Below are 26,812 nucleotides of genomic sequence, written 5' to 3' on the forward strand. Positions count from 1 at the left end.
ATTGACCTGAAGTTATACAAATATGGATGATAGTATAACTGCATTCTTCTCGATGGCATCCCTTTGATAAGCTGTCGATCCATCAGTCGGTTAGGTCACAAGGATTCCATGATGTCCGCAGCCAGTCCCCGTTCGCCCGCCACCCTCGAACAGCCCGGCGAAGGGCGCCTCGCTCATGCCGGCGCCGACCATCCGCCGGTGCCGCGAAAGAAGGTGGGCGTGGTATTGGCCAACCTGGGCACCCCGGATGCCACCGACTACTGGTCGATGCGCCGCTATCTGTCGGAGTTTCTCTCCGATAGGCGGGTCGTGGATTATTCGCGCTGGCTGTGGCAGCCGCTACTGCAGGGAATCATCCTGACGCGCCGGCCCTTCATTTCCGGCAAGGCCTATCAAAGTATCTGGAACACCGAGCGCAACGAGAGCCCGCTGTTGACCATCACCCGCGAACAGGCCGAGAAGGTCGCGGCGCGCCTCGAGGCGGCCTTCGGCGATGAGGTGGTGGTCGACTTCTGCATGCGCTATGGCAACCCCTCGACCGACAGCGTGATTCGCCGCCTGCATGAGCAGGGCTGCGAGCGGCTGTTGTTCTTCCCGCTCTACCCGCAATACGGCTCGCCGACGACCGCCACGGCCAATGATGAGGTCTTTCGCACCCTGATGACGCTGAAGTGGCAGCCGGCGCTGCGAACCGTGCCGGCTTATTTCGATCGTCCGGATTACATTGCTGCCCTGGGCGGTTCGATCCAGCAGGCCTATGAGCAGGCCCAGGCCGACCAGGGTGGCCGTCCTGACGTGCTGGTGGCGTCCTATCATGGGGTCCCCGAGCGCTACCTTCTCGATGGCGACCCCTACCATTGCCAATGTCAGAAGACCACAAGGCTGGTGAAGGAACGGCTGGAGATGGCGGACGACGAAATCGTGACGGCCTTCCAGTCCAAGTTCGGCCCCGAGAAATGGGTGGGCCCGGCGACCGTCGACAAGGTGGCCGAGCTTGCCCGGGCGGGCAAGAAGCATATCGCGGTGATCTCTCCGGCCTTCGCCTCCGACTGTGTCGAGACCCTCGAGGAAGTGCAGCAGGAAATCCGTGATGCCTTCCTCGCCGCTGGTGGCGAGACCTTCACCTATGTGCCTTGTCTGAATGCCGACGAAGCGCATATCGATGTGCTGACGGCGATCGTCAAGCAGGAGCTTGGCGGCTGGCTCTAGGCCCTGTGGCCAGATGGCACTAGATGGCGCTTCAGAAACGACGAGGCCCCGGACGATACGTCCGGGGCCTTGATGGTTCGGGAGGGTGGCAAAGCGGCGCTCAGTGGCCCTTGTCGGGGTGCAGTACCGGCTTCTCGCCGACGTCTTCGGTGTGGATTTCATCCGGGCAGCCGCGGGTTTTGTCGGCATATTTGAGCTTCAGGTGCAGGCCTGTCTTGGCCAGCAGGTGAGCCGACACCGGGGCGGTAATGAACAGGAAGAGCGTGATCAGCATCTCCTGCATCACCGGCTCGCCCTTGGTGACGCCAAAGTAGATCATCGAGGCGCTGAGCATGCAGCCGATACCCAGGGTGGTGGCCTTAGTCGGTCCATGCAGGCGCATGTAGAAGTCTCGCAGGTGGGCCATGCCCAGCGAGCCGATGAAGGCGAAGGCGCCGCCGGCGATCAGCAGCACCGAGATCAGCCCCTCCAGAAACACATACCAGTTCATAGAGATCTCCTGCCTATTCGATGATGTCGCCGCGCAGCAAGTACTTGCATACCGCCACGGTGCTGATGAAACCGAGCATGGCGATCAGCAGCGCCGCCTCGAAATAGGTCTTGCTGTTGAGCCATAGCCCCATCAGCACGATCAGGGCGATGGAATTGACATACATGGTGTCCAGCGCCAGCAGCCGGTCGGGCATCGACGGGCCCACCGTCATGCGATAGACATTGAGCATCAGGGCCATCAGGATCAGCGCCAGGCTGATCCACAGGGCGGTATCTAGCATTCGTAGATCTCCTTGAGCGGCTGTTCATAGCGCTCGCGAATCTCGTCGATCAGCGCCTGTTCATTCGGCACATCCAGTGCGTGGATCAGCAGGGTGCGGCCGTCCATGCGCAGGTTGGCCGATACCGTGCCGGGCGTCAGGGTGATGGTGTTGGCCAGCAGGGTGATAGTGAAGCGGTCCTCGAGCATCAGCGGATACTCGACGAAGGCCGGGCGCATGCGCCGCCAGGGATTGAGGATCAGCCAGGATACCTGCAGGTTGGCGCGAATGATGTCGCCCAGCACCCGCAGGCCGTAGCGCACCAGCTTCCAGGGTTTCTTGACGCTAGGCTGAACATCCCAGAAGCGCCGGTTCAACAGCGGGATCACAATGGCCAGCAGGCTGCCCAACAGAATATGCGCGAAGGACACGCTACTGACCAGCAGCAGCCAGACGATCAGCAATAGGATCGATAGCAGTGGCGTGGGTAGCCAAGAGCGGGGCTTGATCATGCGTCACCTCCGGCATCAGGCAGCAGGGCGCGGATTTGTACTGCCGGTGTGCTCAATTGTTCTGCGGTGGCCTGGGTATAGTCGCTGACCGGCCCGGCCAGCAGCACCAGCAGGGGCGAAGCGCCCAGCAGCCATATCACCCCAAACAGCTGACGGCGGCCCAGGGGGCGGTCGCTGGGTTCGCCATCGTGGCTGCGCCAGAACAGGGTGGAGCCGGCCCTGGATAGCGCCACCAGCGAGAACAGCCCGGCGATCAGCAGCACTGGCCATAGCCAGGGCTGCTGTGCCGGCGTCGCGGCGGCCATCAACAGGGCCTTGCCGATGGCGCCGGATAGCGGCGGCAGGCCGGCCACGGCGGCAGCACCGATCATGAATAGAATCCCCAGCAGCCCGCCATTGCGCAATGGGCGCCCCTTGACCAGCCGGGTGCCTGCCTTGCCGCGCTGCAGGCCGATCAGCTCGGCCAGCAGGAAGAGGCCGCCGGTGACCAGGGTGGTGTGAATCAGGTAGAAGAGCAGGGCACTGACGGCTTCAGGGGTCTGCATGCCGATGCCCGCCAGCAGGGTGCCCACCGAGACCAGCACCAGGTAGGCGACCAGCAGTCGCAGATCCCTGGCCGCCATCACGCCGACCGCGGAGGCCGCCAGGGTGCCCAGTGCCAGCCACCACACCCAGGGCTGCTCGATGGCGGCCAGCGGGCCCGCCTGGTCGCCGAAGATCAGCGAGTAGACTCTGAGAATGGCGTAGACGCCGACCTTGGTCATGATCGCGAACAGCGCGGCCACAGGCGCTGGCGCCGATGAATAGGCCTTCGGCAGCCAGAAGTACAGCGGCAGGATCGCCGCCTTGAGCCCGAAGACGACCAGCAGCAGCAGTGCGCCGGCGCTGACCAGCCCGGCGCTTTCGGGCCCGAGCTCAGAAAGGCGAACGGCCATATGGGTCATGTTGAGGGTGCCGGTCGCACCATAGAGCACGCCCACCGCGATCAGGAATAGCGCCGAGCCCGCCAGGTTGAGCACCACGTAGTGCAGGCCGGCCTGGATGCGGCTCTTACCGCCGCCGTGCATCAGCAGGGCATAGGAGGCCAGCAGCAGCACCTCGAAGAACACGAAGAGGTTGAACAGGTCGCCGGTCAGAAAGGCCCCGTTGATCCCCATCAACTGCAGCTGGAAGAGTCCATGGAAGTTACTGCCTTGTTCGTCGTCGCCGGCACTGGCGAAGACCACGCAGCCCAGCGCCAGCACGGCGGTGAGCAGGATCATCAGCGCCGAGAGCCGGTCCAGCACCATGACGATGCCGAAGGGCGGCTGCCAGTCGCCCAGCGCATAGTAGGAGACCTCGCCGCTCGCAGCCTTGTCGACCAGCGCGATGGCAACGGCCAGCAGCAGGGCGGTGCTGCCGATGCCCAGCACGCGCTTGAGAGAGGTGCTGCCGTGACGGCTGATCAGCAGCAGAATGCCGCAGACCAGAGGCAGTACGACGGGCAGAACGATCAGATGTTGCAGCATCAGCGGCGCTCCTCCCGCGTCTCGTCGACCTGGCGACCATCGACATGGTCATTGCCCATGTCGCCGCGGGCACGCATGGCCAGGATCACCGCGAAGGCGGTCATGGCGAAGCCGATCACGATGGCGGTCAGCACCAGCGCCTGCGGTAGCGGATCAGCATAGCTGCCACCGCCGTCGAGAATGGCGGCGCCATTGGTGGTCAGCCCACCCATTGAGAACAGGAAGAGGTTGACCGCGTAGGACAACAGCGTCAGGCCGACCACTACCGGAAAGCTGCGTCCGCGCAGGGTCAGGAAGAGGCCACAGGCGGTGAGGATGCCTGTGGTGATGGCGTACAGGCTTTCCATCAGCTTTTCTCCTTGCTGGTGGCGGGCTGGGCATCCTTGGTGGGGCGGTGGGGCGTGGTCACCTTGCCTAGGTTGGCAAGGATCATCAGGGTCGCCCCGACCACTGCCAGATAGACGCCGAGATCAAACAGCATGGCGGTTGCCAGCTCGAACTCGCCGATTAGCGGCAGCTTGAAGTGCCCGAAGGCGGATGTCAGGAAGGGGCGGCCGAACAGCCAACTGCCAAGCCCGGTGAGCGTTGCCACGGCAACGCCGCCGATGGCCACCAACTGGTAAGGGAAGTCCAGGCGGCTTTGGGTCCATTCCACGCCACGTGCCATGTAGATCAGGATCAGCGCCACAGCGGTGACCAGGCCGGCGATGAAGCCGCCGCCGGGCTGGTTGTGGCCGCGCAGGAAGATGAAGACCGACACCAGCAGCGCCAGCGGCAGCAGCCACTGGGAGACGCTGGTAAGGATCATTGGGTAACGATCCGGTGACCAGACCCGGCCCTCGGCGTCGCTGTGGGGCATGAACAAACGTAGACGATTGAGCAGCTTGAAGATGGCAAGGCCGGCGATCGCCAGTACCGTGATCTCGCCCAGGGTATCGAAGCCGCGGAAGTCGACCAGGATCACGTTGACCACGTTATGGCCGCCGCCGCCGGGTACGCTGTTATCGATGAAGAAGCGGGAAATGCTGTCGATCTCACGGGTCAGCACGGCGTAGTTGAGGCTCGCCACCACCATCCCCAGTGCGCTGGCCAAGGCGATATCGCGAATGGTGCGATGGGCCGAGGACTCTCGCGGCGTCTTCTGTGGCAGGAAGAACAGCGCCAGCATCAGCAAGATCATGGTCACCACCTCGACCGAGAGCTGAGTCAGTGCCAGGTCGGGCGCCGAGAAGCGAGCGAAGGTCAATGACACGACAAGCCCCACCACTGACAGCATCAGCAGCGACACCAGGCGATAGCGGTGGGTCACGACGGTTCCGAGGGCGCCGAAGATCAGCAGTGCTGCGCCAAGAATCAGCACGCCATCGAGCTCGCCCTCTGGCATCCCGCCGGCCAGCTGCGGCAGCTCCAGCAGGCCCAGGGTGGCAAGCAGCAGCGCCGCGCCCAGCAGCAGGCTCATGTAGCGTTGCAGCGAGCCGTTCTCCAGGCGCTCCGTCAGCGACTGGCTGCGTGCCACCAGACGCTGGATGCTGTTCTCGAAGATCATCCGTGCATCGGTGGTGGCGAACTGACGCACGAAACGGCGGATCGAGGGGTGCACGCCGTAGAGCGCGACACCGCATCCCAGTGCGACCAGACTCATGATCAAGGGCGCATTGACGCCGTGCCAGATGGCCAGGTGGAACTCGAGGTGCCTGCCCAGTACGGCCTCGGTCGCAAGATTCAGCAGGCCAGTGGCCAGTACCGCCGGGAACAGGCCTACCGCCACGCAGATCATGACGAGAAACTCTACCGGTACCCGCATTAGCCGTGGGGGCTCATGAGGGTGCTTGGGTGGCGCCGTCTTGGCCGGCTTGAAGAAAACCGAATGCACCAGGCGCAGCGAGTAGGCCACGGACAGCACGCCGCCAAGCGTCGCCAGCAGTGGCAGCAGCCAACCCAGCCCGCCTAGCAGGCCGGCATCCAAGGTCTCCTTGAAGAACATTTCCTTGGAGAGAAAACCGTTGAGCAGCGGCACCCCGGCCATCGCCGCCGCCGCCAGACTCATTAGCAGAGCGGTGATCGGCATCGCTCGGCGCAGCCCGCCCAGCTTGGCGAGCTCTCGGGTGCCGGCTTCGTGATCGATGATGCCCGAGCACATGAAGAGCGCGGCCTTGAAGGTGGCATGGTTGAGGATGTGGAAGAGTGCGGCAAGGATCGCCATCGGGCTACCGATGCCCAGCAGCGCGGTGATCAGCCCCAGATGACTGACCGTGGAGAAGGCCAGGATGCCCTTGAGATCGGTCTTGAGCAGCGCAAACCATCCTCCATACAGGAAGGTGGTCATGCCGGTCAGCGTGACCAGCCAGCCCCACATGGCGCTGTCGCCGATCGCCGGATGCAGTCGCGCCAGCAGAAAGATGCCGGCCTTGACCATGGTGGCCGAGTGCAGATAAGCCGACACCGGGGTCGGGGCGGCCATGGCATGGGGTAGCCAGAACTGAAAGGGGAACTGGGCGGACTTGGCGAAAGCCCCGATCAGCACCAGCACCAGCATGATTGGGTAGCGCGGGTCAGCGAGGATAACGTCAGCGCTATCGAGTACCACGCCCACATTGAAGCTGCCGACCATGTCGCCGATCAGCAAGAAGCCGGCGAGCAGGGCCAGGCCACCGGCACCGGTCACGGTGAGCGCCATGCGCGCGCCCTTGCGAGCGTCGCTCTGGGATGACCAGAAACCGATCAGTAGGAAGGACGACAGGCTGGTCATCTCCCAGAACACCCACAGCAGCAGCAGGTTGTCGGCCATGACGATGCCGACCATCGACAGCATGAACAGCATCAAATAGGCATTGAAGCGGCCGAAGGGCTCCTCCGGCGCCAGATAGTAGCGCGCATAGAGAATGATCAGCAGGCCGATACCCAGGATCAGCGTCAGGAACAGCAGCGATAGGCCGTCCAGGCGAAAGGCCAGGTCCAGCCCCAGCTGAGGAATCCAGCTGATGGCAATGCGAGGCACCTCGCCGGCCATGAGAGCCGGCACCTGGTTCAGGGCCAGCAGCAGTGCAATGGCCGGTGGCGTGGCCGTGCCGAGTGAGCACAGATTGCGCCCATAGCGCTCGAGGCACATGGGAGCCAGCACACCCAGAAGAGTCAGCAAGGGAATCCAGAGCAATGTCATTGATCGTTCGTCCTGCGCGGGTCCGGGGAAATTGGGGTGATACCCGTTGTCATTCGCCAAGGCAAGCCCTCAGGGCTGGCGTTGACGGCATGGCGTGATCCATCTCAGGGCCAGACGCCGCCCTACTCTAGCGTAAAGGGTCGTCCGACGCAGGTACTCTGGGCCGCTTTATCGTCTTGAATCATCAACGCTTGTCGGTTTCGCCTTGGCCCCACGGCGTCGCCGGTTCTGGGAGCGGAGGGGGCCAAAGTGACCTTGATAGCGCCAGCGGTTGGCGGACGAAGCTGGATATGGCAGGCATGTTACCCGCATTTTAGTGTACAGTACCTATACGAGATTTTATTCTTGTCTAATTTTATGTCCTGACTCTTGGCACTTTCTAAGGTGACGACATGCGACGCAAGACTGCGCTTCCCGTCAAGACCTGCCGCCAGTGTGAGCGCCCCTTCAACTGGCGGCGCAAGTGGGCTCGCTGCTGGGATGAGGTGCAACATTGCAGCGAGCGCTGCCGCCGAGAGGCGCGTCGCGCCAGGCGGTCAGCATGAATCCTGAGTTGGTGTGGCTACGAGACGACCTGCGCCTGGCCGATAACCCCCTGTTCCACTTTTCCTCGCCCCCGGCCTCACTGATGTGTGTCTATGTGCTCGACGAACGCTGGCTCGAGCCTCTTGCGCCAGGTCTGTCGGCGCGGCGCATCGGTGCTGCCCGGCTGAGCTTTCTGTGGCAGAGCTTGATCGCTCTGCGTGGCGAACTGCTCAAGCGGGGAGGCGACCTGCTGGTGCGTGTCGGTGACCCGCCGGCGGTGATCGCCGAGCTCGTGGCGTCAGTGGGCGTGCTCTGCGTTCACGTTCGCGATACCGCAGGGCACGATGAAGCGAACGATTTGGCAAGGCTCATCGAAAAACTGCCCGCAAGCTGCAAACTACGTCGCTGTCAGGGCGGTACCCTGTTCGACGAGCAGGCGCTGCCCTTTGCCCTCGAGGATTTGCCGGGCAGTTTCTCGGCCTTTCGCCGGCGCATGGAAGCGCAGGACAGCACACCGCCAGCCCAGCCCACGCCGATTACGCTGCCGCTATGGCCCGAGAAAGCGCCTCGTGGCCTGCCGCCGCTTAACCATATCTGTGATCAAGCGGCGGCCTGGCGCTCCGATTCGCGAGGTGAATTTCGCTTCCAGGGCGGCGAGGAAGCCGCCCTGGCGCGACTCGATCACTATCTCTGGCACAGCGGCGCCATCGCTCGCTACAAGAAGACTCGTAATGGTCTGCTGGGCGCCGAGTTCTCGACCCGGTTATCGCCCTGGTTGGCGACCGGCTGTCTGTCGGCACGCCAGGTCCATGACCAGGTGCGGGCCTGGGAGCTCGAGCATGGCGCCTGTGAGTCGAGCTACTGGGTAATCTTCGAGCTTCTGTGGCGAGAGTACTTCCATTGGGTCGCTCGCAAAGAAAAGGCTGGGCTCTTTGGCCCGCGCGCCTTGCCCGAGCCACCGCCCGCCTTCGGCAGCTGGTGTCGCGGCGAGACCGGCGTGCCCTTCATCGATGCCGGCATGCGCGAGCTGGCGGCCACCGGCTGGCAGTCCAACCGGGTGCGTCAGAATGTGGTCAGCTTCCTGGTACACGACCTGGACGTCGACTGGCGACTCGGGGCGGCCTGGTTCGAGCACTGCCTGATCGACTTCGACGTCGCCAGCAACTGGGGCAACTGGGGGTATGTGGCCGGTGTGGGGCGAGAGGCTAGCCGCGGGCGCTATTTCAATGTGCTATGGCAGGCGCAGCACTATGACGCGGCCGGCGACTACGTCAGCCACTGGTTACCCAAGCTCGAGGGCCTGAGCGAAGGCCCGGCGCGGCACCAGCCCTGGCGGGCGGACGCCACTGCCTACCCTGAGCCCTGCGTCATTCCCGATGCATGGGAAGACACGCTGTTGCCGCTATCGACCGCGGCCGGTGGCGCGTCGCGCCTGGACGCTTCCGCCGACGGCTCTTCGCTATGACCCTTCATGATGCACCTTCACTGTGAACCTTTACTTTGAACAAGGAATGCTGATGCCGGTGTTATCTCTTGATGGCGAACATCGCTTGCCCATTCGCCTGGGGCTGGCCGGGCTACTGCCTTTCATCGCCACAGCCCTGGGTGCTTGGTGGGCGCCAGGGGCTTGGTCGGTGTACGCCATACAGGCCTTCGTCTATTACAGCGCGGTGATACTGTCCTTCCTCGGCGGCATCCACTGGGGGCTCGCCATGGGCCGTGATGCGCCAAAGAGCCCGACATTTCGCGGCCGTGTCATGCTGAGCATGGCCCCCAGCCTGATGGCCTGGCCGGCCTTGCTGTGGGGCGGGGCGCCGGGCACCGCGCTGCTGATGTTCGGCTATATAGCGGTGCGGGGCTATGAGGCCAGCGCGACTGGCTCTGTTGGGCTGCCCGAGTGGTATCGAGGGCTGCGTAATGTGCTGACCATCGTGGTGGTGGCTTGCCACCTGGCCGTGATCCTTCGGTTCTGGCAGCTTCTGTAGCGGTGTCGCTGGCTGGCGCGGCGGCAAGGCTGGTGGCCTGGATCGATCTGCGCGATGATGTTCTTCTTTATTCGTGATGATGGAGTATCACCCCGCCATGCGCAGGATCCTCGTATGCTCGCTGCTGTTGAGTACCCTGGTCGGTTGCCAGAGTAGCCAGTTCAGTCAGGCCCAGAGCCAAGATTCGCCAGCCTCCTCGTCTCAGACGACGGATCAGGCGACGGCAGCGGCCGCCGATACTGGACAGGGCGATAACGCAGAGGCCGAATCGCCGGCGTCCTTCGAGGCCTGGCTCGCCGATTTTCGCCGCGAAGCACGGGCCAAGGGCATCGCCGAATCGACGCTCGACCGGGCCCTGGCCGATGTGCGCTACCAACCCAAGATCCTCGAGTACGACCGCTCTCAGCCCGAGTTCGTGCGTCCCATCTGGCAGTACCTGGATACGGCCGTTTCATCGAGCCGGGTGACCAACGGTCGCGAGCGCCTGGACGCGCATCGGGCCACGGCGGAGCGGATGGCCAATCGCTATGGTGTGCCGGCGGAGGTGCTGGTGGCGATCTGGGGAGTGGAAAGCAACTACGGTAGCAACTTCGGCAGTTTCTCGACGCTGAACTCCCTGGCGACCCTGGCCTTCGATGGCCGCCGTCGCGACTTCGCCCACGACGAGCTGATCGCCGCGCTCAAGATCATTCAGGACGGCGATATCGCCCCGGACCGCATGATTGGCAGTTGGGCCGGTGCCATGGGGCATACCCAGTTCCTGCCTTCGAGCTTCCTTGCCTACTCCAAGGATGGTGACGGCGATGGTCGTCGTGACATCTGGGGCAGCATTCCCGACGTCATGGCCTCCACCGCCAACTACCTGGCGCGAGCCGGCTGGCAGGCCGGCGAGCCGTGGGGCGTCGAGGTGGCGCTGCCGGCGGACTTCGATTATTCCCAGACGGAACTTGCCACGCGACGCTCGAGCGAGGCCTGGGAGGCACAGGGCGTGCGTGCGGTCGACGGCGGCGTGCTGCCGGCGTTTGCCGAGGCATCGGTGCTGGCACCGGCCGGCGCGCGCGGTCCAGCTTTCTTGGTCGGTCGCAACTATCGCGCCATCCTTCGCTACAACAATGCCACCAGCTATGCGCTGGCGGTGGGCACCCTGGCGCGCCGGGTGGCGGGCGAGCCTGGCATCCGCGCCGACTGGCCGCGCCAGGAAACGCCGCTGTCCAGGTCGCAGGTCCGCACGCTGCAGCGCGCGCTCAATGCTCGCGGCTTCGGCACGGGTACGCCGGACGGCATCATGGGCCCCAACACCCGCGCCGGGCTGCGGGCCTATCAGGCGTCTCAGGGGCTGACGCCCGACGGCTTCGCCACGGTATCGCTGCTCGAGCGCTTGCAGCAGTGACGGCGGCTAGCCGAGTCGTGCCAACAGGGCGATGACGGCCGTCTCGACCCGCAGGATCCGGCTGCCCAGGTGAATGCCCTGGCAGCCGGCCGCCAATAGTGCCTCTACCTCATAGGGAATGAAGCCGCCTTCGGGGCCCACCACCAGGGTAGCCGGGGACGTGAGTCCGCGCGGGCAGGCGGCTTGCATGCCGGGGTGGGCCAGCAGCCCGCGGCGCACCTTGAGTCTTGTCGCCAGGCGGTCCTCGACGAAGGGCTTGAAGTGGGTTTCCAGTTCCACCTCGGGCATCACGGTATCGCGGGCTTGTTCCAGGCCCAGCACCAGGTGCTGGTGAATCTTCTCGGCGGACAGCTCGGGGGATTGCCAGTAGCTCTTCTCGACGCGCCGGGTGTGCAGCAGGGTAATGCGTTTCACCCCCAGGGCCGTGACGTGCTCCAGAGAGCGCGCCAGCATGCGCGGTCGCGGTAGGGCCAGCACCAGTTCGATATCCAGCGCTGCCGGTGGGGCCTGGTCGAGAGCATCGAGGGCGAAGCGGGCGCCATCTTCGTCGAGGCTTACCAGCCGGCCGCGACCGATGGACCCGCCGCTCACGCCAAGCGTCAGTTCATCGCCGGGGCGAGCGCGATGCACCTCTCGCAGGTGGCGCAGTCGCCTTGGATCACGCACCCAGGCGTGGTGGTCGTCGGTGAGGTCGGCGGGGTCGAGCAGGATCAGGTTCATGGGGCCTCGGCGGCGCGCAGGAGTGACAGGAACACGGTGGCGGTGGCTAGAACGCCAGACGCGGTGCACAATACCAGCAAAGCCGATAATAGGAGCACCGTCCGTGCGCGTGATTCGCAAGTATGCCAACCGCAGGCTCTATGATACCGAACAGAGCCGCTATGTGACGCTCGAGGACCTGCGCAGCCTGATCATCGAGGAAGTGCCCTTTCGCGTCGAGGATGCCAAGTCCGGTGAAGACCTGACGCGCACTATCCTGCTGTCGATCATCATCGAACAGGAGCAGTCCGGAGGTGATTCGGAGGTCTTTTCCAACGATCTGCTGGCCCAGTTCATTCGCGTCTACGATATGGCCCAGCCGCTGCCGCTGGCCCGTTACCTGGAGCAGGGCACCCAGCTGATGATGGAACAGCAGCAGCGCATGCAGGACCAGTGGAAGGAAGCCATGCGGCACACGCCGATGGAAATGATGCGCGAGATGGCCGAAGAGAACATGCGCTTCTGGCAGAAGACCTTTCAACAAGGCCCCGGTGATAGTCACAAAGACGACACGGGAAGCGACAAAAGTCGCGACAAGGACTGAGCCCTCCCGACATGGCCGTCGGCTTTCTGGCATAATGCTCGGCCTATTGCGCATTCCCCCCTACCCAACAGTCGAGCAAGGTTGCAGATGAAGGTTTTGATCATCGGCGGCGGCGGCCGCGAACATGCCCTGGCCTGGAAGGTCGCTCAGTCTCCACAGGTCGAGACGATCTACGTGGCGCCCGGCAACGCCGGCACGCTGGTCGAGCCGAAGGTCTCCAACGTCGACATCGCGGCCACCGACCTGGCGGCGCTCGAAGCCTTCGCCCGTGACCATGCCATTGACCTGACCATCGTCGGCCCCGAGGCCCCGCTGGTCGAGGGCGTGGTCGATCGCTTCCAGGCCGCAGGGCTTGCGATCTTCGGGCCGACCCAGGCCGCCGCCCAGCTCGAAGGCTCGAAGTCCTTTACCAAGGACTTCCTGGCCCGCCACGCGATTCCCAGCGCGGACTACCAGACCTTTACCGATGTGGAACCCGCGCTTGCCTACCTGGCCGAGAAGGGTGCACCGATCGTGATCAAGGCCGACGGCCTGGCCGCCGGCAAAGGGGTGATCGTCGCCATGACCGTAGCGGAGGCCGAGGCGGCGATCCGCGACATGCTCGAGGCCAACGCCTTCGGTGATGCCGGCGCCCGTGTCGTGATCGAGGAATTCCTCGACGGCGAGGAAGCCAGCTTCATCGTCATGGTCGACGGCGAGCACGTACTGCCCATGGCCACCAGCCAGGACCACAAGCGTGCCGGAGATGGCGATACCGGCCCCAACACCGGTGGCATGGGCGCCTATTCGCCCGCGCCAGTGGTCACGGAGGCCGTCTATCAGCGCATCATGGACGAGGTGATCCTGCCCACGGTCAAGGGCATGGCCGCCGAAGGCCATCCCTATACCGGTTTCCTCTACGCGGGCCTGATGATCGACAAGAGCGGCATCCCCAAGGTGATCGAATACAACTGCCGTTTTGGCGACCCGGAAACCCAGCCGATCATGATGCGTCTGGAATCCGATCTCGCCGCCCTGTGCCTGGCCGGCAGTCAGGGCACCCTCGATCGCGAAACCATCGAATGGGACAAACGGCCGGCGGTGGGCGTGGTCCTGGCCGCAGGGGGCTACCCCGGCAGCTACCGCAAGGGCGACGTGATCGACGGTATCGAAGCCGCGGAAGACACCGGCTGTCGGGTCTTTCATGCCGGCACCACTCAAGATGACCAAGGTCGTGTCGCGACCAGCGGCGGTCGCGTGTTATGTGTAACCGCCTTGGGAGACACCGTAGCCAACGCCCAGGCCCTGGCCTACGAAGGGGTGGCCGCCATCGACTGGCAGGACATGAGCTATCGTCGCGACATCGGTTTCCGCGCGATCGCCCGGGAGAGCTGATTATCGGCTGCGCTGTCTCTCTCATGGGTTGTCTTCATTGCAGTGATTGCCCCAGTGCCAGGCGCAAGCGGCCGCGCATGTAAACCTGCGTGATCAGGGGATGGCCCTGAGTCGTGGCGCTGGGACGGGATACGACGGGGAGTCGATATGTCACGAGTACGCTTGGAATTTCCGACGGATGCCATCCTGCACCGCCACCCCCTGTCGGTACGTATCACCGACATGAATTACGGCCGCCATCTCGGTCACGATGCCCTGGTGTCGCTGCTGCATGAGGCGAGAACCGAGGCATTGGCCTCGCGCGGGCTCAGGGAATGGGATCTCGGTGGCTGCCCCAGCGTGGTCGCGGATCTCGCTATCCAGTATCAGGGCGAGGCCGCCTGGCCCGACAAGCTGATCGTCGAGACCGCGATTCCCCCCGTCGACGGCAAGTCGCTGTGTGTCTACCACCGGGTGGTACGCGAGCATGACCAGCGTCCCGTGGCCACGGCCCGGCTCAACCTGGTATTGCTTGACCCCGCCTCGGGCAAGCCCGTGCCGGTGCCCGCCGAGGTGCAAGACGCGCTCTTGCCCGCTGCGGCCTATCCCCATGAGGGAGACGCCTGATGTCCCGGGAGTATCCGATCATCGCCGTGACCGGCTCCAGCGGTGCGGGAACCACCACGGTGCGGCGTACCTTCGAGCGCATGTTCGCGCGCGAAGACGTGCATGCTGCGACCGTGGATGGTGATGCCTTTCACCGCTACACCAAGGACGAGCTGTCACGGATCTTCCGCGAAGAGCCCGAGCGTACCGACGAGCTGTCCCACTTCGCCGTGGAAGCCAACCTGCTCGAGCATCTCGAGGCGCTGTTTCAGGAGTATGGCGACCAGGGCTCCGGCACTTATCGGCACTATATCCACGCCGAAGACAAGCAGATGATCGAGCTTGGCCATCAGGTCGGCACGTTCACCGACTGGCAGTCCCTGCCCAGCGGCACCGACCTGCTGTTCTATGAAGGGCTTCATGGCGGCCTGGTCACCGCCGAGCACGACATCGCCCGCCATGTCGACCTGCTGGTGGGCGTGGCGCCGACCATGAACCTCGAGTGGATACAGAAGATCGACCGCGACACCAAACTGCGTGGCTACTCCCAGGAGGCGGTGATCGACACCATCCTTGGGCGCATGCACGACTACGTTCGCTATATCCAGCCGCAGTTTTCGCGCACCCATATCAACTTCCAGCGGGTGCCGACGGTGGATACCTCCAACCCCTTCGAGGTGCAGGATATCCCCACCGACGCCGAGTCCTTCGTGGTGATTCGCTTTCGCGACCCCTCCACGGTGGACTTCCCATACCTGCTGGCGATGATTCAGGATGCCTTCATGAGCCGCCCCCACACCCTGGTGGTGCCCGGGGCGCGCATGCCGCTGGCCATGGAATTGATTCTGGGCCCGCTGGTTCGCCATCTGTTGGCCCAGCGACGTTTCCGCTAGCCTGCGCCTGTCGCTGCGACCATCACCGATTGATCCTTAACGACCGTTATCAGGGAGAGGCGCCATGGATTGCCTGTTCTGCAAGATCATCAACCGCGAGATTCCCGCCGATATCGTCTATGAAGACGATGACGTCCTGGCCTTCAACGATATCAACCCCCAGGCGCCGACCCATCAGCTGGTGATTCCCAAGCGCCATATCTCGACCCTCAACGACATTGCCGAGCAGGACCTGGCGCTGGTCGGCCGCTTGCAGTACACCGCCGCGACCCTGGCCAGGCAGGCGGGCTTCGCCGATGAGGGCTACCGGGTGGTGATGAACTGCAACGAGCGGGGCGGGCAGACGGTTTATCATATCCACATGCACCTGATGGGCGGCCGCAACTTCACCTGGCCGGCGGGATGATCGCCAGCCGGGCGTCGAGCTGAACACCCTCATATCCCCCGCTTGTATCCCCGCCAGAGCCCCGCGGCATCGCTAGCTGTTCGGTAAGCCGCGGGGCTCTGGCCTGGTGAGGAGGCCGGCGCGTCAGAATGTCGCCACCGCTTCTGGCGGCGGGGCGGCTCGGGTAGACTAGAGATAACATCCATGGGGGCCTCATGAACCGTCAGCTTTCCCGCAGTGATCACCTGATCCAGCAGTTCGATACCATTCTGCGCACCCTGGTGCCGCATGCCGCCCAGCCATCGCGTCCAAGCCCGTCCGCCGGCGTGCAGGACGGCGAGTTCGATGAGGCCGAGCGCGCTCACGCCGAGGGGTTGATGCGCATCAATCACACCGGCGAGGTCTGCGCGCAGGCGCTTTATCAAGGCCAGGGACTTACCGCCAAGCTGGCCGACACCCGCAGCCAGATGGAGCAAGCGGCTCAGGAAGAGATCGATCACCTGGCCTGGTGCGATGCCCGCCTCGAGGAACTCGGTGGCCGTACCAGCCTGCTCAACCCGCTCTTCTACGGAGCATCCTTCGGCCTCGGCGCCGTGGCCGGCGCCGTGGGCGACCGGGTCAGCCTGGGCTTCGTTGCCGCCACCGAGGAGCAGGTTGGCAAGCACCTGGAAGAGCACCTCGAGGCATTGCCGTCGGGCGATCGTCGTTCACGGGCGGTGCTTGAGAAGATGCACGAAGACGAGGCCCACCACGAACGCTGGGCCCTGGAAGCTGGCGGCGCCGAGTTCCCGGCGCCGGTCAAGGCGGGCATGCGGCTGGTGTCCAAGCTGATGACCAAATCCGTCTACAAGCTTTGAGCTCGAAGCCGAGAGCTTGAAGCCCCCCATCGAGTGAACCCCACCCCGGTCATGCCGAGGTGGGGTTCGCGTTTTCTTGCCGCTGCAAGCTTACCGCTCAAGGCTCCCGCGCTGCGCGCGGGCTAGTCCATATTGCGCGAGTAGAAGATTTCGAGCATCTCCTTGCGCAGGCGACTCTCGATGTTGCGGGCTTCCTCGAAGGTCAGGTCGCGCCGCGAGGTGCCGAACAGATAGTTGTCGAGTTCGAAGTCCTTCAGCAACATCTTGGTGTGGAACATGTTTTCCTGATAGACGTTGACGTCGACCATCTGATAGGCGTTCTTGGTGTCCTCGGCCAGGTAGTCCTGGATCGAGGTAATGGCATGGTCGATGAACAGCTTCTTGCCGTCGACGTCGCGGGTGAAGCCGCGCACCCGGTAGTCCATGGTGACGATGTCGGAATCGAAGCTGTGGATCAGGTAGTTCAACGCCTTGAGGGGGCTGATCATGCCGCAGGTCGAGACGTCGATGTCCAGGCGGAAGGTGCTGATGCCGTTATCCGGGTGAGATTCCGGGTAGCTGTGCACCGTGACGTGGCTCTTGTCCAAGTGACCGACCACGGTTTCCGGCAGCGGGCCCGGGCCAGGCGCCGTCTGCTCCGGCGCTGGGTCCTCGAGCTCGTGCTCGGCGATCAAAATGGTCACGCTGGCACCGTGGGGCTCGTAGTCCTGACGCGAAATGTTGAGCACATGGGCGCCGATGATGTTGGTGACATCCTTGAGGATCTGCGTCAGCCGTTCGGCGTTGTAGAGCTCATCGATGTAGTCGATGTAGGCCCGACGCTGCTCTTCGGTCTTGGCGTAGCAGATGTCGTAGATGTTGAAGCTCAACGAACTGGTCAGGTTGTTGAAGCCGTGGAGTCGGAGATTGTTGCTCACGTCCGAGCCTCCCTCAGGTGCTTGAGTGCGTGGTATGCCTGTCGGACTAGGCCGGGGCTGCATGAAAGGCGCGTATTATGCACACCCCGGGACACAGGCGCACCTGCTCCGGGGAGTTTTCTAACGGGTCACGCTTCTACGATAGTCACGGAGTGTGTCACTTCGACGCCACCGCTGGCGAGCATGATGGAGGCGCTGCAGTATTTCTCTGCCGAGAGGGCCACCGCCCGCTCGACCTGCTTCTCCTTGAGGCCCTGGCCGGTCACCGTGAAATGCACATGGATCTTGGTGAAGACGCTGGGCACGCTGTCGGCGCGCTCGGCCTCGACGCTGGCCACGCAATCGCTGACCGGGGCGCGGGACTTCTCGAGAATCTGCAGCACATCGAAGGACGTGCAGGCGCCGAGCCCCATCAGCATCATCTCCATGGGGCGGGGGCCGGTGTCGCGGCCGCCGTGGTCGGGGGGACCGTCGATCACCACGCTGTGGCCGCTGCCCGATTCGGCGACGAACTGACGACCGTCGGTCCACTTGACGCTGGCTTTCATGAGGCAACTTCTCCGTCTGGCATCAATATCAATAAATAGATACGCCACCCACAGGATGACGCCGGTTTGTGGCGCCAACGCGGCGTTGGGCGATGCGTTTTGCGCTACGCAAGAAAAAACGAGGCACTTACTCTGCCATGGCACGCAGCCGGGTATCCAGTTCGGCTAGGCGCTCAGGCGTGCCCACATCGACCCAGGGGCCGCGGTGGTGATGGCCCGACACCCGGTCCTTGGTCATGGCGTCTCTTAGCAGCGGGGCCAGGGCGAAGGCGCCGGGTGCCTGGTCGGCCACCAGTGCCGGGTCGATCAGACTGAGACCGGCGAAGGTCAGGCGCGGCTCGCCGCCGTCATCTACACGCCCTGCAGCGTCCAGATGGAAGTCGCCGTCCGGATGGTGGCCGGGGTTGTCGACCAGCCACAGGTGGGCGATATCCTCCGCGAGCACCGGCAGCCGGGTGAGGTCCGGTGCGCACCACACGTCGCCGTTGATCAGCAGGAAGGGCGCCTCGCCGAGCAGCGGCAGCGCCTTCTGGATGCCACCGCCGGTCTCCAGGGGGCTATCTTCCCGGCTCCAGGCGATACTGACCCCATGGGCCGCTCCATCGCCCAGTGCCGCGATGATCTGTTCGGCTCGGTAGCTTACGTTGATCACCACCTCGGTGATGCCGGCGGCGGCCAGGCGCTCCAGGTGGTGAACGATCAGCGGTTTGCCGGCCACCGGCAGCAGCGGTTTGGGGCAGTGGTCGGTCAGCGGGCGCATGCGCTTGCCGAGCCCGGCCGCCAGGATCATCGCCTTCATGCCGTCGTCTCCCGCGTCATCAACTCGCTTGCCGGCGTCTCGATGCCTCGCGCCGTCAGGGTCTCCTCGAGAGCCGGAGTAAAGGTCGTCTGCAGCCATTGGCGCAGGTCGGCGAAGGCGGACCAGGAGGCCAGGCTGTCGTTTAGGTGAGACAAAAAGTGAGGCAGGCGGGCAAGGTAGCCGTGCTTGCCGTCGCGCAGGGTCAGGCGACAGAAGATGCCGAGTACCTTGAGGCTGCGCTGGGCCGCCATGGCATCGCACCAGAAGTGGAAACGTTCGGCGTCGATGGCTGGATCCAGGCGGTCATCGGCGATAGCGCGCTCGCGAAAGGCGGCCTGCCAGTGGCGAAGGGTCGCGGCGTCGAAGCGCCGGTAGCGCCCGCGTGTCAGCGAGATCAGATCATAGCTCAGGGGGCCTGCCACGGCGTCCTGGAAGTCGATCATCACCAGAGCGTCATCTGCTGCACGCATCAGGTTCATGGCGTCGAAGTCCCGATGCACGACGAAGCGAGGCTGCTCGAGGGCGCTGTCGACGAGTTGGGTGACCAGTTCCGCCCAGACGGGCGGCGGGGCGATGCCTAGAAGGCCCTCCAGGCACCATTCGGGAAACAGCTCGAGCTCGCGGGTCAGCAGCGCCGCGTCGTAGATCGGCAGGGCATCCTGAGGGGCCTTGGCCTGAAGCTCATGGATCAGGGCGATGGCCTTCTCGAAGCCGTCGATAGTGGCCTCGTGCGAGGTGAAGCTATTCTGCAGCGGGGTGTCACCCAGGTCATCGAGTGCCAAGAAGCCCAGGTCCAGGTCCGCGTGATGCACTCGCGGTACCGGTAGCCCGGCGGCCAGCCAGTCGCCGGCGATGGCAAGAAAAGGCCGACTGTCTTCCTGTGCCGGCGGGGCGTCCATCAGGATGCGGGTGGCGCCGTCGGGCAGCGTCAGACGATAATAACGGCGAAAGCTGGCGTCGCCGGCGGCCAGGGTCAGCCTGAGCGCGTCGGGGGCCAGGCCGTATTGCTCGGCCGCCCAGTCGGTGAGGGGGCCTAGGCGCGCGGGGTCTGCCGAGGTCATGGGCTCTCCTGTGGTGATGCGTGTCGCGGCGTAGTTGTTGACGCTCACTCGGGCGCCGCGCATGCTGCAATCCGTGCTCGTCAATGGCCGGATCATCGACAGCCAGCAGCAGCGCCGGCCGAGCGGTGGCAGACAGCCGGGATTCGGCCTGTATAATACCGATTTCACCCGTCAAGGACAGCGAGGAAGATGGGCAAGCGACTCTACTGGACTGCCCTGGCCGGCCTCACCGCCGTTGCCGGCGGTAACGCCCTGGCAGCGCCGCCGGCGCCCCTGCCAGCGGAACAGCTCGATTGGCAACCCTGGGGCGATGATGCGCCTTCAGGGGCGCTGTGCCGCGGCCGCTACGTGATGCCGCCATATCGGCTGCCGCCCGCCGACACCCCCGGCGACGTCAGTTCTTCCTCGGACCGGGCTCGCTATGGCGAAGACGGCTCGGTGAGTCTGGCCGGCGAAGTGCTGCTGCGCCGCGATAACAGCCAGGTCGAGGCACCCGAGGTGCGGGTGGGGCCCGCGCGGGAGAGCGCCCAGGTAACGGGGCCGCTGGCCCTGCGCGACCAGGGGCTACTGGTGCGCGGCGATGCCGCCGAGGTGTCGCTGCAGAGCGATGCGGCTTCGGTGGATGTCGCGCACTACGTGGCCCACGAGGCTCGCCTGCGTGGGGACGCCCAGCGCTTGGCCCGCCTCGAGGATGGCCGCTACCGGCTCACCGACGCCAGTTTCACGACCTGTGAGCCGGGCAGCCAGGCGTGGCGGCTGGTGGGCAGCGATATCTTGCTGGATCGCGAGGCAGGCTTCGGAACCGCCACCCACGCTCGCCTCGAAGTCCAGGATGTGCCGGTCTTCTACTGGCCTTGGGTGCGTTTTCCGATCGACGATCGCCGCCAGAGTGGCTTCCTGTGGCCGGTGCTCAGTGCCTCCGGCGATGGCCTCGACTACGCCCAGCCTTATTACTTCAACCTGGCGCCGAATTACGACGCGACCCTGACGCCGCGCTTCATTAGTGACCGTGGTTTCCTGCTGGGCGGTGAGTTCCGCTATTTGCAGCAGGGCCCCTCGCAACAGGGCTATGCCGGCACGATCGAAGGCGCCTATCTGGCCAACGATCAGGGCAAGAGTTCATCCAATCCCAATGATCCGCCCGATGCCTTCGAGGGCGAGGATCGCTGGTATGTGGATTACCGCCATCAGGGCCGTCTGAACCAGCGCATGGATTACCGGCTCGCCTATGGCGCCGCCAGCGACGGGCGTTACTTCGATGATTTCGGCCGCGATTTCGGCGAGTCCGACACCGCTTACCTGCCGCGTCTGGCGCTGTTCGATTACAGCGGTGATACCTGGCAACTCGAAGCCCGCGCCCAGGGATATCAGCGGCTCGACTATCCGCTGGCCGAGCGTGACAAGCCTTTCTATCGTTTGCCGAGCCTGACCGCCAATGCTCGCTGGGATCAGGACAATGGCTTCTATCAACAGTGGCGCTCCAACGCGACCTACTTCTGGCGTGATGTCATCGAGCAGCAAGTGCCGTTGCGCGAGGCCGCGACCGGTAGCCGTGTGCACCTGGCGCCGGCGCTTGGGTGGCGAGCCGATCCCAGCTGGGGCTTTTTGGAGCCCAGGGTCGAGCTGCTGCACACCGCCTACGAGCTCGACTACGGCAACCTGAATACCGACCGTGACACTACGCTTTCGCGTACCGTGCCGGTCAGCTCGTTGGATGGCGGCCTGGTCTTCGAGCGCGACCTTTCGGCCTTCGGTGAAGGCTACCGACAGACCCTGGAGCCGCGCCTCAACTATGCCTATGTGCCGGCCGAGGATCAGCAGGAATTTCCGGACTTCGATACCAACGAGCGGGCCTTCTCCTGGGGGCAGCTGTGGTCGCCGTATCGCTTCTCCGGTGTGGATCGGGTGGGCGATCTCAACCGTCTTTCGGCCGGCCTCAGTTCTCGGCTTCTCGAGGATGACAGCGGCCGCCAGCGCCTCGATGTCGGTGTCGGCCAGGGCTTTTACTTCGAAGATCGCTATATCGACATGAACGGTGACCCGGATACGCTGCCGGATCGCGACACCAACTATGCGGCCTGGTATCGCGCGACCCGCGATCGCACGCCGCTGGTGACGAACATCGACTGGCAGATCAACGATTACTGGAGCACTCGCTACGCCTGGCTCTATGACACCGAGCGGGAAGTGACCGAGCGCAACGGCATCGATCTGGCCTATCGGGACCCTCGCGGCCATGTGCTGAACCTCGGCTATCGCTGGGAGCTGCAGGGCTTCGATCCCTCTGCCGACGACCCCGAAGACAGGCTCGGTTACAACCGCGAAGAGTTCGATGTGTCCTTCGCGCTGCAGGCCAGCAAGCAAGTCGACCTGATCGGCCGCTATTTGTACGACAACACCAACGACCGCTCGCTGGAGCGCCTGGCGGGTGTGCAGTGGAACGACTGCTGCTATGGTCTGCAGCTGGTATGGCGTGAGTGGGTCGAGGACAACGACACCGCCAACACCATTGCCGACGACTATACCGATCGCGGCATCTTCCTGCGCTTCATCTTCAAGGGCCTCGGCGGAGTGGGCCAGGAAGCCGACAGTTATTTCGAGCAAGCCATTCCAGGCTATCGCTCAACCGCCTTTTGAGCGCTTCGGCGCGAAGGCATCGACACACGAGACGAGTCAATGAGGTATATATGCGCAGTCGACTGATCGCCCCGCTGGCCATGGCCCTGATGATGGCCCTGCCCTTGGGCGCGGCCCCGCTGACGGCAGCGGCCCAGCAGTTAAAGCCGCTCGATCACATCGTGGCGGTCGTCAATGAGGGCGCGATCATGTATAGCGAACTCGAGAGCCGAGTCGCCCGGGTACGTGACCAGCTGTCCCAGCGCGGTGTCACACCGCCAAGCGACGCGGCACTCGAGCAGCAGGTGCTGGATCGCATGATCGTCGAAGAAATCCAGCTGCAGATGGCCCGCGATGCCAACCTGAGCGTCGATGACACCGAGCTCAATCGCACGGTGCGTAGCGTCGCCGAGAATAACGGCATGAGCCTCGAGGCGTTTGCCGATACCCTCGAGGCCGATGGCCTTTCGCTTGCCGCGGTGCGCGAGGACGTGCGTCGCGAGCTTCTGATGCGCCAGCTTCAGCAGCGCCGCGTGGCCAGTCGGGTTACCGTCAGCGAACGCGAAGTAGATCGCTATCTGGAGCAGCAGGGCGCCAACGACGGCGTGCGCTATCGCCTGGCGCACATCATGGTCGCGCTGCCTCAGTCGCCGAGCCAAGCGCAGATCGACGATGCGCGCGACAAGATCGAGGACCTGCGTCGCCAGCTTGAGAATGGCGCCGATTTCGCCAGCCTGGCGGCCGCCGAGTCCGACGGTGGCCAGGCGCTGAACGGCGGCGATCTGGGTTGGCGCGCGGCCGCCGAGATACCCAGCATCTTCACCAATGCCGTGCCGTCGCTGGACGTGGGTGAAGTCTCTGAGCCGATCCGAAGCCCCAGCGGCTTCCACCTGGTCAAGCTGTCCGACCGCGAAGGCGGCCAGGGCCGCAACCTGACCCAGCGTGATCAGGTCCGCCAGACCCTCTTCCAGCGCAAGGCCAATGACGAGATGGAGGTCTGGCTGCAGGAGATCCGCGCCGATGCCTACATCGACAATCGCCTGAATGAGTCCGGCGCCTCATGATCCAGCCGGTACTGGCGCTGACCACCGGCGAACCCGCCGGGATCGGCCCGGAACTGGCGCTGATGCTGGCCGCCGAGGGCTTCGCCGGAGCCGCGTCAGGCGCCGGCGTCGCCCCGGATTTCAGCGTCGTGGCGGTGGGGGATCCCTCGCTGCTCGAGGCGCGAGCCCAAGAGTTGGGGCTTGGCGTCACGGTCAAGGTGCTGGCGCCAGGCGAGACGCCGCCGGCGCCGTGCCCCGGCGTGCTGCCGGTGTGGCCAGTGGCCCTCAAGGCGCCGTGCCGCGTCGGTGAACTCGACCCCGCCAACGGCGCCTATGTGCTCGAAATCCTGGACCTGGCCGTCGCCGCCTGCCGCGAGGGCCAGGCCCAGGGCATGGTGACCGCGCCGCTGCACAAGGGTGTGATCATCGAAGGTGGCCAGGCGGGCTTTACCGGCCATACCGAGTACCTGCGCGATGCCTGCGGGGTCGAAGAGGTGGTGATGATGCTGGCCACCGATCAGGCGCTCCACGGGCAGCTCGAGGGGCCGTCTCCTTGCGCTCTGCGGGTGGCGCTGGCCACGACGCACCTGCCGCTGCGCGAGGTCGCCGATGCCATCACCGCCGAGGGGCTGAGCCGGGTGCTGCGCATTCTCGATGCCGACCTAAAGCGCTATTTCGGCCTCGCTGCGCCGCGTCTCAAGGTCTGTGGCTTGAACCCCCATGCCGGCGAGGATGGCCATCTCGGCCGCGAGGAACTCGAGACCATCACCCCGACGCTTGAGCGCCTGGCAGCCGAAGGGTTCGACGTGCGTGGCCCCTATCCTGCCGATACCCTCTTCACGCCGCGCCATCTCGATGACGCCGACGCGGTGTTGGCGATGTATCATGATCAGGGGCTCGCCGTACTCAAGTACGCAGGCTTCGGACGCGCCGCCAACATTACCTTGGGCCTGCCGCTGGTTCGCACCTCGGTGGATCACGGCACCGCCCTGGATCTTGCCGGGCGTGGCGTCGCCGACGCCGGCAGCCTGCGCGTCGCCTTGAATCTGGCGGCCGAAATGGCCGCCTGCGGAACCCAGCCCTAGCCGGCCCTAGCCGTGCGTTTACTTCCGCAAGCGTGCTGGGCCGCCATCGCCGGTCGATGTCGGACTCGCTGTCGGTAAGCGTTAACCCCTGTCAGAACCAAAGGATCATCCATCGCATGTCTTCACGCCCACCCATGCATCGGGCCCGCAAGCGCTTCGGCCAGAACTTCCTACGCGATACGGGCATCATTTCGCGCATCGTGCGGGCCATCGACCCGCGTGCCGGCGAGCGTCTGGTCGAGATCGGCCCCGGCCAGGGCGCGCTGACCGAGCCGTTGATCGAGGCCGCCGGTGGCGCCCTTGAGGTGATCGAGCTCGACCGTGACCTGATCCCCGGCCTGCGTGTGCAGTTCTTTCAGTACCCTGACTTCGTGATCCACGAAGGCGATGCCCTGGCGTTCGACTTCGCCGCGCTGCGCGGTGACGGCCCAGCGCTGCGGGTGGTGGGCAACCTGCCCTACAACATCTCCACGCCGTTAATCGTGCATCTGCTCGAGGCCACCGGGGCGATTGCCGACATGCACTTCATGTTGCAGAAGGAAGTGGTCGAACGCCTGGCCGCCGAGCCCGGCAGCACCCACTGGGGGCGGCTGTCGGTGCTGGCGCAATACCATTGCCGGGTCGAGTCGCTGTTCGTGGTGCCGCCGGAAGCCTTCGTGCCGCAGCCCAAGGTCGAATCGGCCATCGTGCGGCTGACTCCCCACGCAACCCTGCCGCATCCGGCCAAGGATCCGGCCCTGCTGTTCGACCTGGTCCGTGAGGCCTTTGGCCAGCGTCGCAAGACCCTGCGCAACAACCTCAAGGGGCGCGTGTCCGCCGAGGCCCTGGAAGCGTTGGGGATCGACCCGACCCGGCGCCCGCAGACGCTCTCCATCGAGGAGTTCGTGCGCATCGCCGACCACCTGGCCGAGGAGGCCGCATGACCGACAGTTCCCAAGAGGCGGCGATGATGCCGCTCTCCGTCGATGTCGAGCCGGCCTTTCGCGCCGAGGAGTCTGACGAGGCCGAGGACCGCTACGTATTCAGTTACACCGTCACCGTGCATAACCACTCGTCCCACAGCGTTCAGCTACTGGCGCGGCATTGGAAAATTACCCAGAGCAGCGGCAAGGTGCAGGAAGTGCGTGGCAAGGGGGTAGTAGGCAAGCAGCCCATGATCGGCCCCGGCCAGACCTTTTCCTATACCAGCCGCGCCGTGCTGGATGGGCCGGTGGGCGTGATGGAGGGCGACTATACCTGCGTCGATGCCGCCACTCAGCGGCATATCGAGGTGCCCATCGCGCCCTTCCGCCTCGCCGGTCCCCATCAGGTGCATTGACCGCGGCCGGCACGACTGGAAGTCTTGATCGACATGGGCGCTAACTGCCCGGTGGGGCTACATCGGGTGTGAGCCGCCGCCCGCCCGCGCAAGGCGTTATCGCTCGTTTCATCCCTTACCTCATCAGGAGATGCCATGACCACCTACGCGATCGGCGATCTGCAGGGCTGCCACCGGGAGTTCATGGCGTTACTCGAGCGGCTCGACTTCGCGCCGGGCCGCGATCGGCTATGGTTGGCCGGTGACCTGGTCAACCGTGGCCCAGGTTCACTGGAGTGCCTGCGCGAGGTGATGGCGCTCGGTGATTCGGTGCAGGTGGTCCTTGGCAATCATGACCTGCATCTGCTGGCGGTCGCTCGGGGTGGCGCAGCGACCAAGCGCTCCGATACCTTGGCGCCGATTCTCGAGGCGCCGGACCGCGAGGCGCTGCTCGACTGGCTCACGCAACAGCCGCTGATGGTGCGTGAACCGCATGATGGCGGCGATACGGTGATGTGTCATGCCGGGCTGTTGCCCGAATGGTCGGCCGCCAAGGCCCAGGCGCTTGCAGGTGAGGTCGAGGACCGGCTCGCCGCCGACGCCGGCGGTTTTCTGGCGCAGATGTACGGCAATCGCCCCAACCGCTGGCAGGATGATCTCGACGGTATCGAGCGCGCGCGATTCATCGTCAACGCCTTCACCCGCATGCGCTTTGTCGACCCCGACGGACATCTCGACTTCTCGGCCAAGGAGGGGCTCGACTCGGCGCCGGATGGCTTCGCCCCCTGGTTCAGCTATGCCCGCGAGGACGACCCGCATATTCTGTTCGGCCACTGGGCGGCCTTGGAGGGGGTGACCCCGGGCAGCCGAGTCCGCGCCGAGGCACTGGACACCGGCTGCGTGTGGGGCGGTAGCCTGACCGCCCTGGACCTCGGCACCGGCAAGCGTATCCGCCAACCGAGCCTGGCCCGGGGCTGATGGCCCCGCGCGTTGCTCGCCGTTTTTATC

At 64.7% G+C, this 26,812-nt stretch carries 28 protein-coding genes; 17 read left to right on the forward strand and 11 right to left on the reverse strand.

Going from position 1 to position 26,812, the window contains the following annotated elements; translation table 11 throughout:
- The first annotated feature begins 111 nt into the window (after positions 1–111).
- Positions 112–1,209: a ferrochelatase gene (hemH, locus tag BLR71_RS04035; RefSeq protein ID WP_092523349.1), complete on the forward strand. Its 1,098-nt coding sequence runs from the start codon at positions 112–114 to the stop codon at positions 1,207–1,209.
- Between the two features lie 100 nt (positions 1,210–1,309).
- Here the strand turns inward: hemH and BLR71_RS04040 are convergent, their stop codons facing one another.
- Genes BLR71_RS04040 through BLR71_RS04065 form a run of 6 tightly spaced genes read right to left on the reverse strand, consistent with a single transcriptional unit; the run spans position 1,310 to position 7,141 of the window.
- Complete coding sequence (locus BLR71_RS04040) at positions 1,310–1,699, reverse strand: Na+/H+ antiporter subunit G (RefSeq protein ID WP_092523351.1); 390 nt, start codon at positions 1,697–1,699, stop codon at positions 1,310–1,312.
- Between the two features lie 13 nt (positions 1,700–1,712).
- Positions 1,713–1,982: a K+/H+ antiporter subunit F gene (locus BLR71_RS04045; protein WP_092523353.1), complete on the reverse strand. Its 270-nt coding sequence runs from the start codon at positions 1,980–1,982 to the stop codon at positions 1,713–1,715.
- Entirely contained in the window at positions 1,976–2,473 is a 498-nt protein-coding gene (locus tag BLR71_RS04050; RefSeq protein WP_092523355.1) for a Na+/H+ antiporter subunit E, read from the reverse strand. The genes BLR71_RS04045 and BLR71_RS04050 overlap by 7 nt, the downstream gene beginning before the upstream one ends.
- A complete protein-coding gene (locus tag BLR71_RS04055; protein WP_092523357.1) occupies positions 2,470–3,981 on the reverse strand; it encodes a monovalent cation/H+ antiporter subunit D in 1,512 nt (503 codons plus the stop codon). Before BLR71_RS04055 ends, BLR71_RS04050 begins: the two co-directional genes overlap by 4 nt.
- The gene (locus BLR71_RS04060) at positions 3,981–4,328 is read right to left on the reverse strand and encodes a Na+/H+ antiporter subunit C (protein WP_092523359.1); all 348 of its coding nucleotides are present in this window, start codon (positions 4,326–4,328) and stop codon (positions 3,981–3,983) included. Before BLR71_RS04060 ends, BLR71_RS04055 begins: the two co-directional genes overlap by 1 nt.
- Positions 4,328–7,141: a monovalent cation/H+ antiporter subunit A gene (locus tag BLR71_RS04065; RefSeq protein WP_092523361.1), complete on the reverse strand. Its 2,814-nt coding sequence runs from the start codon at positions 7,139–7,141 to the stop codon at positions 4,328–4,330. Before BLR71_RS04065 ends, BLR71_RS04060 begins: the two co-directional genes overlap by 1 nt.
- 392 nt (positions 7,142–7,533) lie before the next feature.
- On the opposite strand from BLR71_RS04065, the gene BLR71_RS04070 reads away from it, so the two are divergent.
- From BLR71_RS04070 to BLR71_RS04085, 4 genes are all read left to right on the forward strand, one after another.
- Positions 7,534–7,686, forward strand: coding sequence for a DUF2256 domain-containing protein (locus tag BLR71_RS04070; protein ID WP_092523363.1), 153 nt, complete (start codon positions 7,534–7,536; stop codon positions 7,684–7,686).
- A complete protein-coding gene (locus BLR71_RS04075; protein WP_092523365.1) occupies positions 7,683–9,131 on the forward strand; it encodes a DASH family cryptochrome in 1,449 nt (482 codons plus the stop codon). Before BLR71_RS04070 ends, BLR71_RS04075 begins: the two co-directional genes overlap by 4 nt.
- A 52-nt stretch (positions 9,132–9,183) precedes the next feature.
- Positions 9,184–9,651 (forward strand): DUF3429 domain-containing protein, encoded by a 468-nt coding sequence (locus tag BLR71_RS04080; RefSeq protein ID WP_092523367.1) that lies wholly within the window; start codon positions 9,184–9,186, stop codon positions 9,649–9,651.
- Positions 9,652–9,748: 97 nt separating this feature from the next.
- A complete protein-coding gene (locus tag BLR71_RS04085) occupies positions 9,749–11,041 on the forward strand; it encodes a lytic murein transglycosylase (RefSeq protein ID WP_092523369.1) in 1,293 nt (430 codons plus the stop codon).
- 6 nt (positions 11,042–11,047) lie between these two features.
- On the opposite strand, the gene BLR71_RS04090 is transcribed toward BLR71_RS04085, so the two are convergent.
- Positions 11,048–11,761, reverse strand: a complete 714-nt coding sequence (locus BLR71_RS04090; RefSeq protein WP_092523371.1) for a 16S rRNA (uracil(1498)-N(3))-methyltransferase — start codon at positions 11,759–11,761, stop codon at positions 11,048–11,050.
- 103 nt (positions 11,762–11,864) lie between these two features.
- On the opposite strand from BLR71_RS04090, the gene phaR reads away from it, so the two are divergent.
- The 6 genes from phaR to coq7 all read left to right on the forward strand — a co-directional run bounded on the left by phaR (position 11,865) and on the right by coq7 (position 16,438).
- A complete protein-coding gene (gene phaR, locus BLR71_RS04095) occupies positions 11,865–12,344 on the forward strand; it encodes a polyhydroxyalkanoate synthesis repressor PhaR (protein ID WP_092523373.1) in 480 nt (159 codons plus the stop codon).
- A gap of 87 nt (positions 12,345–12,431) precedes the next feature.
- A complete protein-coding gene (gene purD, locus BLR71_RS04100; protein WP_092523375.1) occupies positions 12,432–13,718 on the forward strand; it encodes a phosphoribosylamine--glycine ligase in 1,287 nt (428 codons plus the stop codon).
- A gap of 147 nt (positions 13,719–13,865) precedes the next feature.
- The gene (locus BLR71_RS04105; RefSeq protein ID WP_092523377.1) at positions 13,866–14,324 is read left to right on the forward strand and encodes an acyl-CoA thioesterase; all 459 of its coding nucleotides are present in this window, start codon (positions 13,866–13,868) and stop codon (positions 14,322–14,324) included.
- A complete protein-coding gene (locus BLR71_RS04110) occupies positions 14,324–15,196 on the forward strand; it encodes a phosphoribulokinase (RefSeq protein ID WP_092523379.1) in 873 nt (290 codons plus the stop codon). The genes BLR71_RS04105 and BLR71_RS04110 overlap by 1 nt, the downstream gene beginning before the upstream one ends.
- A gap of 64 nt (positions 15,197–15,260) precedes the next feature.
- Entirely contained in the window at positions 15,261–15,602 is a 342-nt protein-coding gene (locus BLR71_RS04115) for a histidine triad nucleotide-binding protein (protein ID WP_092523381.1), read from the forward strand.
- 194 nt (positions 15,603–15,796) lie between these two features.
- A complete protein-coding gene (gene coq7 / locus BLR71_RS04120; RefSeq protein ID WP_092523383.1) occupies positions 15,797–16,438 on the forward strand; it encodes a 2-polyprenyl-3-methyl-6-methoxy-1,4-benzoquinone monooxygenase in 642 nt (213 codons plus the stop codon).
- Positions 16,439–16,560: 122 nt separating this feature from the next.
- On the opposite strand, the gene speD is transcribed toward coq7, so the two are convergent.
- The 4 genes from speD to BLR71_RS04140 all read right to left on the reverse strand — a co-directional run bounded on the left by speD (position 16,561) and on the right by BLR71_RS04140 (position 19,763).
- Complete coding sequence (gene speD / locus BLR71_RS04125; protein ID WP_092523385.1) at positions 16,561–17,355, reverse strand: adenosylmethionine decarboxylase; 795 nt, start codon at positions 17,353–17,355, stop codon at positions 16,561–16,563.
- A 128-nt stretch (positions 17,356–17,483) separates the two neighbouring features.
- The gene (locus BLR71_RS04130; RefSeq protein ID WP_092523387.1) at positions 17,484–17,903 is read right to left on the reverse strand and encodes an OsmC family protein; all 420 of its coding nucleotides are present in this window, start codon (positions 17,901–17,903) and stop codon (positions 17,484–17,486) included.
- A gap of 127 nt (positions 17,904–18,030) precedes the next feature.
- Positions 18,031–18,702 (reverse strand): N-acetylmuramate alpha-1-phosphate uridylyltransferase MurU, encoded by a 672-nt coding sequence (gene murU / locus BLR71_RS04135; protein WP_092523389.1) that lies wholly within the window; start codon positions 18,700–18,702, stop codon positions 18,031–18,033.
- Positions 18,699–19,763, reverse strand: a complete 1,065-nt coding sequence (locus BLR71_RS04140; protein ID WP_092523391.1) for an aminoglycoside phosphotransferase family protein — start codon at positions 19,761–19,763, stop codon at positions 18,699–18,701. Before BLR71_RS04140 ends, murU begins: the two co-directional genes overlap by 4 nt.
- A gap of 189 nt (positions 19,764–19,952) precedes the next feature.
- On the opposite strand from BLR71_RS04140, the gene BLR71_RS04145 reads away from it, so the two are divergent.
- From BLR71_RS04145 to BLR71_RS04170, 6 genes are all read left to right on the forward strand, one after another.
- The gene (locus tag BLR71_RS04145; protein WP_092523393.1) at positions 19,953–22,400 is read left to right on the forward strand and encodes an LPS-assembly protein LptD; all 2,448 of its coding nucleotides are present in this window, start codon (positions 19,953–19,955) and stop codon (positions 22,398–22,400) included.
- Between the two features lie 50 nt (positions 22,401–22,450).
- A complete protein-coding gene (locus BLR71_RS04150) occupies positions 22,451–23,443 on the forward strand; it encodes a peptidylprolyl isomerase (protein WP_092523395.1) in 993 nt (330 codons plus the stop codon).
- A complete protein-coding gene (gene pdxA, locus BLR71_RS04155; protein WP_092523397.1) occupies positions 23,440–24,507 on the forward strand; it encodes a 4-hydroxythreonine-4-phosphate dehydrogenase PdxA in 1,068 nt (355 codons plus the stop codon). The genes BLR71_RS04150 and pdxA overlap by 4 nt, the downstream gene beginning before the upstream one ends.
- Positions 24,508–24,623: 116 nt before the next feature.
- Complete coding sequence (gene rsmA / locus BLR71_RS04160; protein WP_092523399.1) at positions 24,624–25,430, forward strand: 16S rRNA (adenine(1518)-N(6)/adenine(1519)-N(6))-dimethyltransferase RsmA; 807 nt, start codon at positions 24,624–24,626, stop codon at positions 25,428–25,430.
- Positions 25,427–25,825, forward strand: a complete 399-nt coding sequence (gene apaG, locus BLR71_RS04165) for a Co2+/Mg2+ efflux protein ApaG (protein ID WP_092523401.1) — start codon at positions 25,427–25,429, stop codon at positions 25,823–25,825. The genes rsmA and apaG overlap by 4 nt, the downstream gene beginning before the upstream one ends.
- Before the next feature lie 135 nt (positions 25,826–25,960).
- Entirely contained in the window at positions 25,961–26,782 is an 822-nt protein-coding gene (locus BLR71_RS04170; protein WP_092523403.1) for a symmetrical bis(5'-nucleosyl)-tetraphosphatase, read from the forward strand.
- The last annotated feature ends 30 nt before the right edge of the window (positions 26,783–26,812 follow it).

The sequence above is a fragment of the Onishia taeanensis genome (assembly GCF_900100755.1).
GTDB lineage: Bacteria > Pseudomonadota > Gammaproteobacteria > Pseudomonadales > Halomonadaceae > Onishia > Onishia taeanensis.